Source organism: Azospirillum brasilense, assembly GCF_003349955.1.
Classification (GTDB): domain Bacteria; phylum Pseudomonadota; class Alphaproteobacteria; order Azospirillales; family Azospirillaceae; genus Azospirillum; species Azospirillum brasilense_B.
In genome coordinates this window covers 1-15,449 of record NZ_QLKQ01000058.1, presented here as the reverse complement: position 1 = coordinate 15,449, position 15,449 = coordinate 1, and the positions used below count along the sequence as shown (strand labels likewise).

13 protein-coding genes are annotated in these 15,449 nt (G+C 70.2%); 4 read left to right on the top strand and 9 right to left on the bottom strand.

Going from position 1 to position 15,449, the window contains the following annotated elements; genetic code table 11:
* Positions 1-96: 96 nt before the first annotated feature.
* The 8 genes from DXK32_RS22475 to DXK32_RS22440 form a co-directional block, all read right to left on the bottom strand.
* Positions 97-2,439, bottom strand: coding sequence for a methyl-accepting chemotaxis protein (locus tag DXK32_RS22475; protein WP_247877290.1), 2,343 nt, complete (start codon positions 2,437-2,439; stop codon positions 97-99).
* Positions 2,440-2,620: 181 nt separating this feature from the next.
* The gene (locus tag DXK32_RS22470; protein WP_247877289.1) at positions 2,621-3,853 is read right to left on the bottom strand and encodes a GNAT family N-acetyltransferase; all 1,233 of its coding nucleotides are present in this window, start codon (positions 3,851-3,853) and stop codon (positions 2,621-2,623) included.
* On the bottom strand, positions 3,850-5,505 hold the full coding sequence (locus tag DXK32_RS22465; RefSeq protein WP_114860543.1) for an acyl-CoA synthetase: 1,656 nt from the start codon (positions 5,503-5,505) through the stop codon (positions 3,850-3,852). The genes DXK32_RS22470 and DXK32_RS22465 overlap by 4 nt, the downstream gene beginning before the upstream one ends.
* Before the next feature lie 150 nt (positions 5,506-5,655).
* Positions 5,656-6,138 (bottom strand): YbaK/EbsC family protein, encoded by a 483-nt coding sequence (locus tag DXK32_RS22460; protein WP_114860542.1) that lies wholly within the window; start codon positions 6,136-6,138, stop codon positions 5,656-5,658.
* A 6-nt stretch (positions 6,139-6,144) separates the two neighbouring features.
* Positions 6,145-6,984 carry a pyrroline-5-carboxylate reductase gene (proC, locus tag DXK32_RS22455; RefSeq protein ID WP_114860541.1) on the bottom strand — a complete coding sequence of 280 codons (840 nt, stop codon included), beginning with the start codon at positions 6,982-6,984 and terminating at the stop codon, positions 6,145-6,147.
* A 5-nt stretch (positions 6,985-6,989) separates the two neighbouring features.
* Entirely contained in the window at positions 6,990-7,493 is a 504-nt protein-coding gene (locus tag DXK32_RS22450; protein WP_109068036.1) for a YbjN domain-containing protein, read from the bottom strand.
* Positions 7,494-7,693: 200 nt separating this feature from the next.
* A complete protein-coding gene (locus DXK32_RS22445) occupies positions 7,694-8,029 on the bottom strand; it encodes an accessory factor UbiK family protein (protein ID WP_114860540.1) in 336 nt (111 codons plus the stop codon).
* Between the two features lie 167 nt (positions 8,030-8,196).
* On the bottom strand, positions 8,197-11,607 hold the full coding sequence (locus DXK32_RS22440; protein WP_114860539.1) for an AsmA family protein: 3,411 nt from the start codon (positions 11,605-11,607) through the stop codon (positions 8,197-8,199).
* A gap of 205 nt (positions 11,608-11,812) precedes the next feature.
* Between DXK32_RS22440 and DXK32_RS22435 the strand changes: the two genes are divergently transcribed.
* Complete coding sequence (locus tag DXK32_RS22435) at positions 11,813-12,001, top strand: DUF4169 family protein (RefSeq protein WP_114860538.1); 189 nt, start codon at positions 11,813-11,815, stop codon at positions 11,999-12,001.
* A 144-nt stretch (positions 12,002-12,145) separates the two neighbouring features.
* Positions 12,146-12,985 (top strand): DUF2189 domain-containing protein, encoded by an 840-nt coding sequence (locus DXK32_RS22430; RefSeq protein WP_114860537.1) that lies wholly within the window; start codon positions 12,146-12,148, stop codon positions 12,983-12,985.
* 56 nt (positions 12,986-13,041) lie between these two features.
* Here DXK32_RS22430 and DXK32_RS22425 read toward each other — a convergent pair whose 3' ends face one another.
* The gene (locus tag DXK32_RS22425) at positions 13,042-13,230 is read right to left on the bottom strand and encodes a DUF1192 domain-containing protein (RefSeq protein ID WP_114860536.1); all 189 of its coding nucleotides are present in this window, start codon (positions 13,228-13,230) and stop codon (positions 13,042-13,044) included.
* Positions 13,231-13,430: 200 nt separating this feature from the next.
* Between DXK32_RS22425 and DXK32_RS22420 the strand changes: the two genes are divergently transcribed.
* Both DXK32_RS22420 and DXK32_RS22415 read left to right on the top strand, forming a co-directional pair.
* The gene (locus DXK32_RS22420) at positions 13,431-14,438 is read left to right on the top strand and encodes an NAD(P)H-quinone oxidoreductase (RefSeq protein ID WP_114860535.1); all 1,008 of its coding nucleotides are present in this window, start codon (positions 13,431-13,433) and stop codon (positions 14,436-14,438) included.
* A gap of 309 nt (positions 14,439-14,747) precedes the next feature.
* Positions 14,748-15,365: a DUF1013 domain-containing protein gene (locus DXK32_RS22415; protein WP_114860534.1), complete on the top strand. Its 618-nt coding sequence runs from the start codon at positions 14,748-14,750 to the stop codon at positions 15,363-15,365.
* The last annotated feature ends 84 nt before the right edge of the window (positions 15,366-15,449 follow it).

The window sequence follows — 15,449 nt, the reverse complement described above, 5'->3', positions numbered from 1 at the left end:
TCGGCGCGGCTTAACAGATGCCCCGTGCGAAAGCAACGGGGACGGGCCGGAGGATGTGTCGGTTCCCGGCCCCTCCGTTGGACCGCAGTCAGGCGGTCAGGCGGTCCGGACCTTGTTGAGGAAGCCCTGCACCTCGGACCGCAGATGCTCGGCCTGCCGGGTCAAGGTGCGGCTGGCGTCCAGAACCGCGTCGGCGGCGCCGCCGGTCTTGGTGGCGGCGTTGGTCACCTCGGCGATGTGGTGCATCACCTCCTGCGTGCCCTCGGCGGCCTGATTGACGTTCTGGGCGATCTCACGGGTGGCGAGACCCTGCTGCTCCATGGCGCGGGCGATCTCGGTGACCGTGCTGCTGATGGTGCCGACGGCGTCGGAGATGGTGCGGATGGCGCCCACCGCCCCACCCGTCGCCGCCTGCATCTGCGCCACCTGGCTGGAGATTTCCTCGGTCGCCTTGGCGGTCTGCCCGGCGAGGTTCTTCACCTCCGTCGCCACGACAGCGAAGCCCTTCCCAGCCTCCCCGGCGCGGGCCGCCTCGATGGTCGCGTTCAGGGCCAGCAGGTTGGTCTGCTCGGCGATTTCGCCGATCAGATCCACCACCTGCCCGATGCGCTGCGCCGCCTCGGCCAGGCCTTCGACGATCCCGTTGGTCTCGGTCGCCTTGGCCGCCGCACCAACCGCCACCTGCGAGCTGCTGTTGAGCTGGCGCGAAATCTCGGCGATGGAGGAGGACAGTTCCTCCGCCGCCGCGGCGACGGTCTGCACGTTGCTCGACGCCTGCTCCGACGCGGCGGCGACGGCGCTCGACTTGGCGGTGGTCAGGGCGGCGTCCGACGACATCTCCTGCGCGTCGCGGCCCAGGTTGCCGGCGGACTCGGTCAGCGACTGGACGACGCCCGACACCGCCTGTTCGAAGCCGTTGGCGAACTCGTTCATGGTGCGGCGGCGGTCGGCGTCGATCTGCCGGCGCATCTCCTCCCGCTCGCCCTCCATGCGCTGCATCTCCAGGGCGTTCTCCTTGAAGACGCTGAGCGCCTCGGCCATGGCGCGCAGCTCGTCCTTGCGGTCGCCGGCGGGGATATCCACCGTCAGGTCGCCTTCGGCCAGCCGGCCCATCGCCTTGGTCATGGCGTGCATCGGGTGGGTGATGGCGCGGTCGATGATCCAGGCCATGAGCATGCCGAGCGCCAGCGCCACGGCGGCGCCGACGATGATGATCAGCTCCGCCCCGCTGCGCCCGTTCTCGCGGTCGTCGCGCTGGATGGAGACGAGACGGGCCACCTGCTCGCTGACGTCGCCCGCGGCCTTGGCCATGGTCGTGGAGGCGGTGCGCTGATTCTCGCTGGTGCTGACCAGGGCGGCGAACTCCCGGTCGAAGGCCTGGGCGGCCTCGGTGATGGCGGCGATCAGCCCGCGCCCCTCCGAATCGACCAGCACGGCCCCGGCCTGGGTGGCCAGCGCCAGAGTCTCCTTCACCGCGCCATGCACGCGCGCGCGGGCCTCCTCGCCGTTCATCAGGATGAAGTCGCGCTGACCCAGCATCGCGGACTGCGCGCCCTGGATCAGCCGCATGGCGATGCCGCGCAACTGGACGGCCTCGTTCACCTCGCTCTGGGCGAAGTTCGCGGCCTCCTGAAGCGCGCTGGAGACCATCGCCTGGTTCTCCTGCATCTCATGGGCGAGATTCTGGATTTCCTGGGCGTGGCGGTCCAGCGCCTGGATGCGGCCGCTGGCCGGCTCTCCGGCGCTCTCGGCGCGGGTCTGGTCGAACACCATGCGGTAGGCGCCGGCGATGGTGACGATCCGCTGGGCCAGCTCCTCGTCGTTGGTGCCGACGAGATCCTTCTCGATGGCCTCGGCGTTGGCCAGCAGCGCCGCGATGGCTTCCCCGGCGGCGGTCATCGTGGCGGGGTTGCGGGTGTGGGCGAAGTCGGACTGCAGGCGCCGCGCCTCCAGCACCATCTCGATCAGCCGGTCGGCGCGGTCGGAGGTGTCGCGGCTCTGCCGCACGGCGTGCTCCGCGTCCTTCAGGCTGATCATGTTCTGGTCGTAGCGGTCGGACTGCTGCGTGCCGATCTTCTCCGCGATCTCCCGCAGGGCCTGGGCGCGCGTCTCCATGCTCTGGGTGCGGGCGCGGGCCTCCTTGTCCTGGGCGACGAAGTTGGCGAAGGCGCTGCGGTAGCCGGCGATGCCCGCCAGGATCTCGTCCACCAGCCGGACGCTGCCGGCGTCCTCCAGCGCGGACCGCGTCCCCTGGGCCTCGTCGCGCAGCCGGTCCAGCATGCCGGGCACGTTGTCGGCGGCCTTGGAGTCACGCTCGGTGACGAAGCGGGCTTCCTCGATCCGCACGGTTTTCAACCGGGCGTCCAGTTCGGCGGTGTGGGCTGCCAGATCGACACGTCCGGCGTAGGTGCGCAGGCTGTTCCAACCAACGAACGCCACGGCAACCGTCATCAGTAGGACCGCCGCAAAACCGAGCGCAATCCGCGTTCCAATCGTCATGAAATCGGGCTCCCCCGGATCGTACGGCCTTGTGCGACGGCCGTCGTCATGCCTTTGTCGCTAAGGGATACAGCAGAAAGGGTTAATTTCTGGTTTGATAAACGCGACTGGTAACACCGCTTTAGAACCGGTCCGGCATCCACGGCGCCGGACCCGAGAAAAACAGCGCCGCCAGAGCCAACGCCTCATCCCCTCCGCGCAGAAGACCAGCCTGACGGAGAATGCGAGGATCTTTGTGCCCGCTGTAGAGGCAGGCGAGCGCGGCGACGGACAGCGACAGCACCGCTCCATCCGTTCCTCCACCCGCCTTTTCAGCGCCGTTCCGCGCCTTCGGCAACCGGTGCACGGCCGCTCTCCCATCGGACAGGCGCAACCGGAAGCCGCCGGAATTCTCCGGAATCAGCGCGTCCGACACGTCGAGAACCAACTCTCCCGCAATCCCCGGTGGAAATCCGCGGCTTTCCAGGGCGCGCGGCACGTCGAGGATGCGCAACAACCATTCATCGTACGCCTCCGCACGCACCCCGCGCTCCGGTGCCAGCAGAACCAGCGGATCGTCCGGTCCGCCGCGCCACGTCACCCGGTCGATCTGCGCCCGGTAGCCGGCCAGGAAACCCTGCGCCAACCGCACCGCACGCGGGCTGGGAAGGCAGAGATCCGCAACATTGAGTTTTCGGTCGGCCGGCGGCGCCACCGCGACATACCCCTCGGGGCCGCCAGAACCACCGAAAGTGTAAACATCGGACGGAACCCCGTCCGGGCAGAGGGCGAAGCTCCACAGCCCCTCATTGCGCTCCACCAGACCGTTGGCGGTGGTGAGCAGGCTGCGGCGTAGCGCCGCAAGCTGGCTGGCGTCGCTGGCGTCGGTCCGGCGGATCCAGCCGTCCCCCGACGGCGGCCCGACGGACAGGGCGGCCGGCGGAGCGCTCCAGTCGAAGGACACCCCGCCCCGCCCGAAGCCGAGGCGGGTGTAGACCGGAAGGGTTGCCGGGTAGAGCACCGACAGCGCCGCCCCCCCGGCCCGCGCCTCCTCCAGCAGGCCGCGCATCAGCGCGGTGCCATAGCCGCGCCCGCGCTCCGCCGGATCGACGGCGACCGCCGCAACGCCGCAGGACGGCACCGGGCGACCGCCGAACCATTGGTCCATCGGCCAGACGGCGGCGCAGGCGACGAGCCGGCCGGCACGGCCCGCCTCCGCCCCGGCGCGCAGGCCGCGCATCACGTCCGGCCCGAACAGCTCCACGGAACGGTCGAAATACTCGCGGGGAATGCCGAATCCCTGGCGGACCAGGGTCGCGGCGTCCGCCCGCTCCTCGGGCGGAAGGGGGCCGAAGCCCCCGGTCACAGCGGTCACGCCTTCTCCTCGTTGAGCGCACGGGCCTGATCGCGCAGCACGTACTTCTGGATCTTGCCGGTCGAGGTCTTCGGCAGGGCGGTGAAGACGACGGTGCGCGGGCACTTGAAATGGGCCAGATGCTGACGGCAATAGGCGATCACCTCGGCTTCGGTGAGCTGCTTGCCCTCCTTCACGGTGACGAAGGCGCAGGGCGTCTCGCCCCACTTCTCGTCCGGGCGGGCGACCACGGCGGCCTCGACGATGTCCGGATGCTTGTAGAGGACCGATTCGACCTCAATGGTCGAGATGTTCTCGCCGCCGGAGATGATGATGTCCTTCGAGCGGTCCTTCAGCTCGATGTAGCCGTCCGGATGCCAGACGCCGAGGTCGCCGGTGTGGAACCAGCCGCCGGAGAAGGCCTCCTGCGTGGCCCGCGGGTTCTTCAGATAGCCTTTCATGACGGTGTTGCCGCGCATGAAGATCTCGCCCATCGTCACGCCGTCCTTGCGGGTCGGCTGGAGCGTGTTGGGGTCGGCGACCATCAGCCCTTCCAGCGTGGCGTAGTTCACGCCCTGGCGCGCCTTCAGCGCCGCGCGCTCCTCCAGCGGCAGGTCGTTCCAGTGCTCGTGCCAGGCGCAGATGGTGACCGGGCCGTAGACCTCGGTCAGGCCGTAGACGTGGGTGACGTCGAAGCCCATCCGCTCGATCTTCTCGATCACCGCAGCGGGCGGGGCGGCGCCCGCGGTCATCATCTTCACGCCGCGCGGGACCTCGCGCTTCTGGTCCTCCGGCGCGTTGACGATCAGGCCCATGATGATGGGAGCGCCGCACATGTGGGTGACGCCGAGGTCGGCCAGAGCGTCGTAGATGCCCTTGGCGGTGATGGTGCGCACGCAGACGTTGGTGCCGGCCATGGCGGTGACCGTCCAGGGGAAGCACCAGCCGTTGCAGTGGAACATCGGCAGGGTCCACAGATACACCGGATGGTGCGGCATCGCCCATGTCAGCACGTTGCCCATGGCGTTCAGGTAGGCGCCGCGGTGATGGTAGACGACGCCCTTGGGGTTGCCGGTGGTGCCGCTGGTGTAGTTCAGCGCGATGGCCTGCCACTCGTCGGCCGGCATCGGCCACTCATAGGCCGGGTCGCCGGTCTCCAGGAACTGCTCGTAGGTCTGCTCGCCGATCAGTTCGCCGCCCTTGGCCTGCGGATCGTCGATGTCGATGACGATGGGGCGGCGCTTCGGCTCCAGCATGTGGACGGCCTTGGCGATGACGCTAGAGAATTCCCGGTCGGTCAGCAGGACCTTCGCCTCGCCATGCTCCAGGATGAAGGACAGCGCCTCGGCGTCCAGGCGGATGTTCAGGGCGTTGAGGACCGCGCCGGTCATCGGCACGCCGAAATGCGCCTCGAAGGATTCCGGGGTGTTGGGGGCCATCACCGCGACCGTGTCGCCCAGCCCGATGCCGCGCTTGGCCAGGGCCGAGGCGAGGCGCACGCAGCGCTCGTAGGTTTCCGCCCAGGTGCGGCGGACCGGGCCGTGGATCACCGCGAGGCGCTGCGGATAGACCGCGGCGGTGCGGCGCAGGAACGAGAGCGGCGACAGCGGCACCGTGTTGGCGGCGTTCTGGTCGAGGTCGGTCTCGTACGGGTTGTGCCGGGCGTCGGTCACGGGTGCCTCCCTGATGCGTCTCTGTTCAAGAACTCGTTGGGAAGAGTCTTGCCAGAGAATCCAGAGGCTTGGAAGAGGGGTGGGCGGGCGATGCGCGCTCATGCCGCGCTGCGGCATCCTGACCGCTTGACCGGTTCTTGCGGGGTGCGCTCAGCCCTTGCGCACGGTTTCGACCCGCCCGCCGGTCATGGCGACAAGCTGCGCCGGGGTCAGGCGGAACACCGCGTTGGGGGTGCCGGCGGCGGCCCAGATGGTGTCCAGCGCCATCAGGTCGGCGTCGATGAGGACCAGCGGCGGCACGGCGTGGCCGATGGGCGGAACCCCGCCGATGGCGAAGCCGGTGGCCTCGCGGACGAAGTCCGGATCGGCCCGCTCGATCTTCTCGCCGATCAGCCGGCCGACCGCCTTCTCATCCACCCGGTTGGCCCCGCTGGCCACCACCAGCACCGGGCGGCCGCTGTCTTTCGCACGGAAGATCAGGGACTTGGCGATCTGCGCCACGGCGCAGCCGACGGCGTTGGCCGCGTCTTCCGAGGTGCGGGTGCTGCCCTCATGCTCGACCACGCTGTGGCCGTGGCCGAAGCCGTCCAGCAAGACCTGGACCCGTTGGGCGGAGGGGCTGAGGAACGCCATGGCGCCTTACTTCGCCAGTTCGCGGGAACGGTTCGCGGCGGCGGCGATGGCGCGGTCGAACAGCGGCTGCAGGCCGTCCCCGGCCATCAGCACGTCGAGCGCCGCCTGGGTGGTGCCGTTGGGGCTGGTCACCGCCTTGCGCAGGTCGGCGGCGGCGGTCGGGGACTGGTGGAGCAACTCGCCCGCCCCCGCAACGGTGGCCCGCGCCAGACGCATGGCAAGTTCGGCGGGCAGCCCGGCGGCCTCGCCGGCCTTCGCCATCGCCTCGACCATCAGGAAGACGTAGGCGGGGCCGCTGCCCGAGACGGCGGTCACCGCATCGAGAAGCGACTCGTCCTCCACCCAGGCGACGTCGCCGACCGCGCGCAGCAGCGAATCGCACAGCGTTTTCTGCGCCTCGGTCACCACCGGGTTGCCGACGGCGACGGTCATGCCGCGGCCGATGGCGGCGGGCGTGTTGGGCATGGAGCGGACGATGGCCGCCCCCTCCCCAAGCGCCGATTCGAAAGAGGCGATGGTCTTGCCGGCGGCGACGGAGAGGAACACCGTGCCGGGGCGGACCAGCGCCCGGTAGGCCGGAAGGACCGAGTCCATCACCTGCGGCTTGACGGCCAGAACGACGACATCGGGCGCGAAGCCGGCGGGAACCGCATCCGGGCCGCTCGCCAGAACCACGGCGGGGTTGCCGCGCAGGGACTCCGGCAGGCCGGACGGCTCGACCACGGCGACGCTGGACGCGATGCCGGCCTTCAGCCAGCCGTCGAGCATCGCGCCGCCCATCTTGCCGCAGCCGGCCAGCAGCAGCGTGCAGCCCTGCGTCCCAGCTTGCGCCCCACCGTTCGCCATGGCGGTCACGCCTCCCCGGCGGTGTCGAGGATGGCGGCGGACACCGCCTCCGACGCGGACTTGCCGCCCCAGATCACGAACTGGAAGGCGGGGTAGAAGCGCTCGCACTCCGACAAGGCGATCTCGACGAGGTCCTCAAGCTGCTCCACCGTGGCGCCGCGCGATCCACGCAGCAGCATGGTCTGGCGGAACATCGGCGTGTGCTCCTCGGAGCAGACATCGAAATGGCCGAGCCACATGCGCGCGTTCACCTCCGCCAGCAGGTCGTTGACGGAGGACCGGCGCGCCGCCGGGACCTTCATGTCGAACTGGCAGGAGAACTGCATCGCGCTGACGTCGGACTGCCAGACGAAGTAGAGACGGTAATCGCACCAGCGCCCGCCGATCTCGACGATCAGCTCGTCCTCGCCGGCCCGCTCGAAGGGCCATTCGTTGGCGGTGACGATCTCCTCGACGATGTCCAGGGGATTGTGCGCGGATGAGGGGGTGTCGACGGCAACAGCCGACATGTCGGCGTCCTCCTGTAAAGGCGCGGTGGACGGAACCGCCCCGGGGCCGGCCCGCCTTCGCGCGAGAAGGGGAAGCCCCGAGATGTTGTGGCTGGCAGACGGATGAATACCACCCAATGCACCGTGCCAAAAGGGTCTGGCCGGCGCAACTGGTTTTCGGCAGGGCATCCGTGAAGGATTGGTGTCGTGATAGGGCCGGATCAGACCGGCCCGCCGCCCCCTCCGGCGATGGGACCGGCCGGGGGAACGGTGACGCCCGAATCCGGCTTCGAGTCGCCGCCGGCCTGGAGGGCCGCGACCGTGGCCTCCAACGCGGAAAGCCGCTCGGCCATGGCCTCCTGCTCCTCGCGGGCCTTGGCGGCCATGGCGCGCACGGCCTCGTGCTCCTCGCGGCTCACCACATCCATCCGCGACAAAACGCGCTCGAACTGCTGGCGCATCTGCGCCTCAGCTTCCTCGCGCAGGGACGACAGCGCGCCGAGCGCGCCACCCGCGACACGGGCCAGATCGTCCAGAATCTTATTGTCCACCTGCATCGACTCAAAATCCGCTTCTTGTCTGCCGCATTATGGGACCCGCCCCACGGAACTTCAACGGGCTTGGACGCAATGCGTCACGGGGCTTGGACGCCATGCGTCACGGGGCTTGGACGCAACGCGTCACGGGGCTTGGACGCCATGCGTCACGCGCTCCCCCTTCACCCTCACCGCCTCAGCCCGTCGATCAGCCCCTTCAGCAGCGCGTCGGGTTTCGGGGCGTTGCCGCCGCCGGGAAGCGGCAGATCCTTCGGCACCACCTTGTTCAGCAGCCCCTCGGCGGCGCGCCGGGCGAAATACTCCTGCACCTCCTGCATCTCGAAGGAGCGGGTGGGCTTGTCGAGCGCGCCGGTCATGCGGACGGTCAACGGCGGCAGCGACTGGTCGGACTGCACGGTCAGGCGGACGCGCATGTCGATGGTCTGGGCCGGCAGGTTGACCTGCCCCGCCGCCACCGCCTCGCCCAGGTCGGAGGTCAGCCGCGTGTCCTCGGTGCGGGCCACGCCCTTGTCGATGGCGAAGCTGCCGTCCAGCCGGGCGAAGCGGGTCTCCCCGCCCTGAAGCCCGCCCATCACCGCGCCCAGCAGCTCCTGCGGACGCTCCAACTTGGTCAGCCGGTCGCGCAGGGCGCCGAGGTCGAAGCCGCGCAGCAGCCCGTCGCGGGCGCTGATGCGGCCCTGGCCGGCCAGCGCCTTGAGCATGGCGTCGCCGTTGGCCCCGCTGGTCGTCAGGTTGGCCTCGGCGTCCAGCACGCCGCCGGCGATCTCCAGCGCGCCGCCGCCCAGCCCGCCGCCCACCGCCTCGGCCAGCTTGGCCTTGGACAGGGTGATGGTGGCCTCGGCGGTCGGCGTCTGGCTGCCCGGCGCGGCGAGCCGACCGGTGGCGCCGAGCTGGCCGCCCATCAGGGTGCCGTCGAAGCGCTCGACCGTCAGCACGCCGTTGGTCACGGTGGCGCGCAAGGCCGGATTGTCGATCCGCGTGCCGCCCTTGACGAGAGCGGAGGAGGTCAGCGCGAAGCGCCCGTCGAAGCGGCGCAGCCCGCTGAAATCCCCCGTCGCAGCGGGCGCCCCCGGCGACGCCTCGGCCGCCGGAGAGGAGCCGCCGGAGGGACGGGAGGCCGCGGCGGGAAGCGCCGCCAGCCGGTCCAGCTCGAGATCGCCGGTCTGCAGCTCGGCCTCCACCCGCGGCTTGCTGCCATTCAGATCGGCGCTCGCCTTGCCCTTGACGGTGACGCCGGCCAGCACGCCCTGGATGTTGCCCAGGGTGAAGGCCTTCCGCGTGCCCGCCAGCTCCGTGTAGAGGTCCATGGGGCCGTAGGAGCCCGATACCGCGCCGCCGGCGGGCGGGGTGTCGGCGAACAGGCTGGCCAGCCGGGCCAGCTCCGGATGCTTGACGCGCAGCTTCAGATCGACGGACGGATTCTTCTCGACGTTCAGCACCGTGCCGCCCGCCTCCAGCGAACCGTCGGCCGCCTCGGCTCCCAGCTCGACCGCCAGGCGCTCGGCGTCGCCGGACAGGCGGGCCTGCGCCTTCACCGCGCCCAGCCGTTCCGGCGGGGGGGCGCCCTCCGGCCAGGGAACGGCGCGCGCCACCCCGTCCAGGCTGGCGGCCTCGGCGTTCAGCGTCAGATGGGCGCCGCGCAGCGGCTCCAGCCCGGCGATCTGCCCGTCCAGGCGGAGCTTCACCCCGGCGGCGTCCTGAACCGTCGCCTCCTTGATCGACAGGGTGCCGCCCGCGGCGGTGGCGTCGAGCCGCAGCCCCTGAACCGGCGTGTTGCGCACGGTCAGCTGCCCGACCGACAATTCCAGGTTGGCGTCCACGCCGGCCAGCAGCCGGGCCGGGGTCGCCGATGAATTCGCGGGCGAGGTCCCGTTGCGCGCCGGCGCCGGAGCGGTGGCGGTGGTCTGGGCGGTGGTCTGGGCGTTGTCCGGCGCGGGCAGATAGGCGTCGAGATTCAGCCGGTCGAGGTCGAGCCGCGCCCCAAAGGCGGGCCGCCCGCGGTCCACATAGGCGACGGCTCCGGTCAGCCGGCTGGCGTCCACCCGCAGGTCGAGACCGCTCACGTCCAGCCGCCCCGGCCGCCCTTGCAGCTGCGCGGCGACGGAGGCCCGGCGCAGGCGGTCCGCCGGCACGGCGCGGACGTCCACCCGCAGCCATTCCAGCAGGGCGCGCAGGTTGTCGGCGTTCGCCTCCATCCGCAGGTTCAGGTTCGGCTGACCGTTGGCCGCCGCCAGTTCGCCCGCCGCCACGATGTCGGACCCGCCGGGCAGCAGGGCGCTGACGCGGTCGATGTTCAGCGTGCCGCCGGCCAGGCTGGCCTCCACCCGCCCCTGGCGCATCACCCCGCCGTTGTAGGTGATGCCGTCCACCGCGAGGTCGAGCTTGGCGTCCAGAGCGTCCGGCAGCGCGAACCCGCCGGGCTGGCCCGCTCCAGCCGATGGCGCGCCACCAGACGGAGCGTTCGGTGGCGCCCCCTTGCCTGCGTTTCCATTGCGGGCCGCCGACGGGGTGCCGGTCTCCGAGCCGCCGCTCGACCGGGCGCGCTCCAGCCAGGCGTCGAGGTCGAGACGGTTCAGGGCCAGGGTCAGCTCCGCCCGCGCCGGCGTCCCGCTGCGCAGGGTTGCCGTGCCGGTGGCGCGCGTGTCGCCGAGCTGCGCCTCAAGGTTGGTGAAGGTCGCCGTGGTCGCGGACGCTTCGACCGCCGTGCGGATGCCGAAGGACTGGGCGAGCAGCGCGTTGCCCCCTTTGGCCCCGCCGTCCGCCGAAGCGTTGCCGACCAGGGCCAGGGCGCGCGACAGGTCGCTGCCCTCGGCGCGCAGGTCGCCCTGGGCGCGCGACCCGCCGCTGCCCGGCGGGTTGGTCACGATCCCGGCGAAGCGCAGCGTGGCGTCGGTGTCGGCCATCGACAGCGCCGCCCGAACCTGGACGGCGGCGCCGTCGATCAGGCGGCTGACGAACATCTCCCCGCGCAGCGGCACGCCGCGCGCCCGGAAGCTGCCCTGCCCCTGGAACGGTCCGGTGAAGCTGCCGGCGACGATGCGCGCCTCGATCCGGTCGATCACCTCCGACTGGCCGGTGCGGGCGTCGCGGTACTGGATGGTGCCGTTCTGCACCGTCACCTGATCGAAGCTGACCGCCGAGGCCAGCCCGTCGCCGGACCCGCTCCGCGCACCGCCCTCCGGACGCCCGGCCCCGGACAGGTCCCAGTTGAAGCGCCCGTCGGGCAGCGTTTCGAACAGGAAGGTGGGGTCGATCAGCCGGATGCTCTGCACCTGGATGTGGCCGCTGAGCAGCGGACCGAGCGCCACGCGCACATCCAGCTCCTTCAGGCGGGCCATGTCCTGCTCCGACCCGCCGGGCGCGTTGGCCAGACGGGCGTCGCGCACCGTCAGCGCCGGGGCCGGCAGCAGGGACAGGCCGATGTCGCCCCTCAGCTCCACCTCGCGCCCCGTGGCGGCGGAGACCCGCTCGGCGATCTGGGCCTTGTAGGCGTTCCAATCGACGACGCTGGGCACGATCAGCACCGCGGCCACCAGCAGACCGACGAGTATCAGAGCTGCGATCAGGAATCTCTTCACCGGTTGACGCGCCTTCCCCACCGTTCGGCTGTTGAGTCGCCGTGTTGCCGCCACAAGCCGCGAGAACCGCTGGCGCCCGCTCCGGTCTTCCGGGTGGCACGGGGTTCCGCTAAACTATCGTCCCGAAAGAAAACAAGCAATTTGGGCATTCCAACGGCCATGTTGGCCGGAGGAAGAAATGCCCCGCCCTGCGGAGATGTCCCCCATGGCCGATGTCGTGAACCTGAACCGCTTCCGAAAGATGCGCCAGAAGGAAGAGCGTGAAAAAAGCGCGGAGGCGAACCGCATCCGCTTCGGCCGCACCAAGGCCGAGACGCTGCGCGACCGCCAGGAGGCCGAGCGCCGCGCGGCGGAGCTGGATGGCAAGAAGGTGGAGGGTGAGCGGGACGAGTGACGGCCGAGCCCGTGCTTTGGTATCGCTTTTGTGACAATTTGGTATTCTAACAATTCGTCCATAAGACAATCTGGATCACTGCGGACCGCTTTGCTACAGTTGCGCTCACGAGAGGCGCAATGGGCAAAGGGGAGGACCATCATCATGGTCGACATGTCGTCTCACCGCGGTGCGTCCCAATTCCATCGGCCGGTCCGGCGCAAGGAACCCTCCGAGTTCCACAAGCCGGCACCCTATCTTCCGCGAATCCGCAGCGTCGACGTCGACCGCCCCTGGGTGTGGCTGAGCGCCGGCTGGCGCGACATGTGCGCCAGCCCCACGATCAGCGCCGCCTACGGCCTGCTGGCGGTGCTGTCCAGCCTCGCGCTGGTGGCGGTGCTGTCGATGCAGGACATGCAGTATCTCGTCCTGCCGATGGCGGCGGGCTTCATGCTGCTGGGGCCGGTGTTCGCCGTCGGCCTCTACGAGACCAGCCGCCTGCTGGAGCGGGGGGAGACGCCGACGCTGATGAAGGTCGCCGGCGCCTACCGCCGCAACGGCGTGCAGATCGCCGGGATCGGTCTGGCGCTGATGCTGGCCATGCTGGCGTGGATCCGCATCGCCTTTCTGATCTTCGCGCTGTTCTTCGCGACGGAGCCGCCGGCCTTCGACCAGCTCGTCGACCGTATCTTCTTCTCGGCCCAGACGATCCCGTTCCTGCTGACCGGCACCATCGTCGGCGGAGTCATCGCCACGGCGGTCTTCGCCATCAGCGTCGTGTCGATCCCGATGCTGCTCGACCGCGAGACCGACAGCTTCACCGCCATGGCGACCAGCGTCGCCGTGCTTCGCGAGAATCTGCGGACCATGGCCGGCTGGGCCTTCCTGATCGTGCTGTTCACCGCGGCGGGGATGGTCACCGGCTTCCTGGGATTGGCGCTGGCCCTGCCGCTGATCGGTCACGCCTCCTGGCACTGCTACCGCGATCTGGTCGGCGCGGACTGAGCGTCGTTGCGGCCGGACGCCCCTCTTCCCATCCGGGAGAGGGGCGTTTTGCGTTCTCAGGACGGTTTCCTGAAGAAGGCTTCGGCGGCGTTCTTCTGCGCCTCCTTGCTGGCGATGGCGGCGCGGGCGCGGGCGATTTCCGCCTCCAGCCCGGCGATGTAGTCCTTCAGCTCCGCCACGCCCAGCGCGGTCAGGTCCTTCAGCGCCGGCTTGGCCTTGCGCGGCTCCAGATCGTCGATGTCCATAGGGCTTCTCCTCCCGCTTCCGCGCATCCCTGCCCCGCGCCGTCCGCTTCCCGCCCGTCGGAAAGGCCGGCGGGGCGTGCTTGTCAGCGCCGGTGCGGAATTCTAACTTTGGACGCCTGCGGACACAAACGGCCCGGCCGCCCGCAGCGGCGACGGCCGGATCGGCGGACACCGCGTCAACGAGGAATGGGGGAGACACCATGGGCATCGCCCTGCCGGACAGCATGACCTGCGTCGAGATTTCGCAACCCGGCGGCCCGGAGGTCCTGCGCACCGTGCAGCGCCCCGCCCCGGTGCCCGGCCCCGGCGAGGTGCTGGTGGCGGTGGAGGCGGCGGGCGTCAACCGCCCGGACATGCTGCAGCGCCAGGGCCGCTACGACCCGCCGCCGGGCGCCTCCGACCTGCCCGGCCTGGAGATCGCCGGGCGCGTCGTCGCCATCGGCGAGGGCGTCACGGAGTGGGCCGCCGACGACGCGGTCTGCGCCCTGATCGCCGGCGGCGGCTACGCCCAGTATTGCGTGGTCCCGGCGCCGCAGCTCCTGCCCGTGCCGAAGGGCTACGGCATGGTCGAGGCCGCCGCGGTGCCGGAGACCTTCTTCACCGTCTGGACCAACGTGTTCGAGCGCGGCGCCCTGAAGCCCGGCGAGACGCTGCTGGTCCATGGCGGCTCCAGCGGCATCGGCACCACGGCCATCCAGCTCGCCAAGGCCTTCGGGGCGAAGGTCTTCACCACCGCCGGCAGCGCCGAGAAGTGCCGCGCCTGCGAGGAGCTGGGCGCCGACCGCGCCATCGACTACAAGACCGAGGACTTCGCCGCCGTCATCCAGAAGGAGACCGGCGGGCGCGGCGTCGACGTGGTGCTGGACATGGTCGGCGGCGATTACATCGCCCGCGACATCGGCATCATGGCCCCCGACGGGCGGCACGTCTCCATCGCCTTCCTCCAGGGGCCGAAGGTCTCCATCAACATGTTCCCGGTGATGACCAAGCGCCTGACCCTCACCGGCTCGACCCTGCGCGCCCGCTCGGTCGAGGAGAAGGGCCGCATCGCCGCCGCCCTGCGCGAAAAGGTTTGGCCGCTTCTGGAAGGCGGCTCGGTCAAGCCGGTGATCCACAAGGTCTTCACGCTGGAGCAGGCGGCCGAGGCGCACGCCCTGATGGAATCCAGCGCGCACATCGGCAAGATCGTCATGACGGTCGGCCGCTGATCGTCGCCGCACCCGCGAACCGTTGGATTGCGAAGGGAATTCCCCGGATTCACAGCCGGGAATTCCCTTTCAAGCGATTTTTTCGCTTCATTCTTGTTCCCGGACAGCCGGGTGGGCTTGCTAAAGCGCGCCAAGACGGTTAGCAGAAGGATCGGTGTCCGGGTTTTCCCGGCCGCCTGCCCGAGCACGCTTACATCGACCGGTTCCGGCCCTATATGGAGGGCGAAGCTCGGGACCATCCGGTATAGTTATGGCCGATCGCGCCACCCGCCAGCGGGTGCGGTCGGGTTGGAGTTGTCAGGAGGGACGATGGCACTGCCCTTGATGCCGAAAGCGACGGCCGTCTGGCTGGTCGAGAACACATCCTTGACCTTCGAGCAGATCGCCGCCTTCTGCGGCCTGCATTCCCTGGAGGTCCAGGCCATCGCCGATGGCGAGGTGGCGGTCGGCATGGTCGGGCTGGACCCGGTGGCCAACGGTCAGTTGACCAAGGGCGAGATCGAACGCTGCGAGCGCAACCAGGATCTGCGCCTGAAGCTGCTGATCCCCGACCTGCCGCTGCCGGCGGCCCGGTCCAAGGGACCGCGCTACACCCCGATCACCAAGCGCGGCGACAAGCCGGACGCCATCGCCTGGCTGCTGAAGCACCATCCGGAGCTGTCGGACGCCCAGCTCTGCCGCCTGATCGGCACGACCAAGCCGACCATCGCGGCGGTCCGCGACCGCACGCACTGGAATGCCCCGAACATCAAGCCGCGCAACCCCGTGCTGCTCGGCCTGTGCACCCAGCGCGAGCTGGAGGAGGCCCTGGCCCTGGCGGTCCGCCGCGGCGGCGTCCCTCTGTCGCAGGAGGAGCGCGAGGCCCAGGACGGCGAGGAAGGCTACGGCGACGAGTCGCCCTATTCGGAGCGGGAAGAGGCGCGCTGACGCCACTTCCCCGGCCCCTCTCCCCCCAGCGGGAGGGGGGCTTTTTGCTTTCCGGCCCCGGGGGCGGGCCCGTCCCTCCGTCCC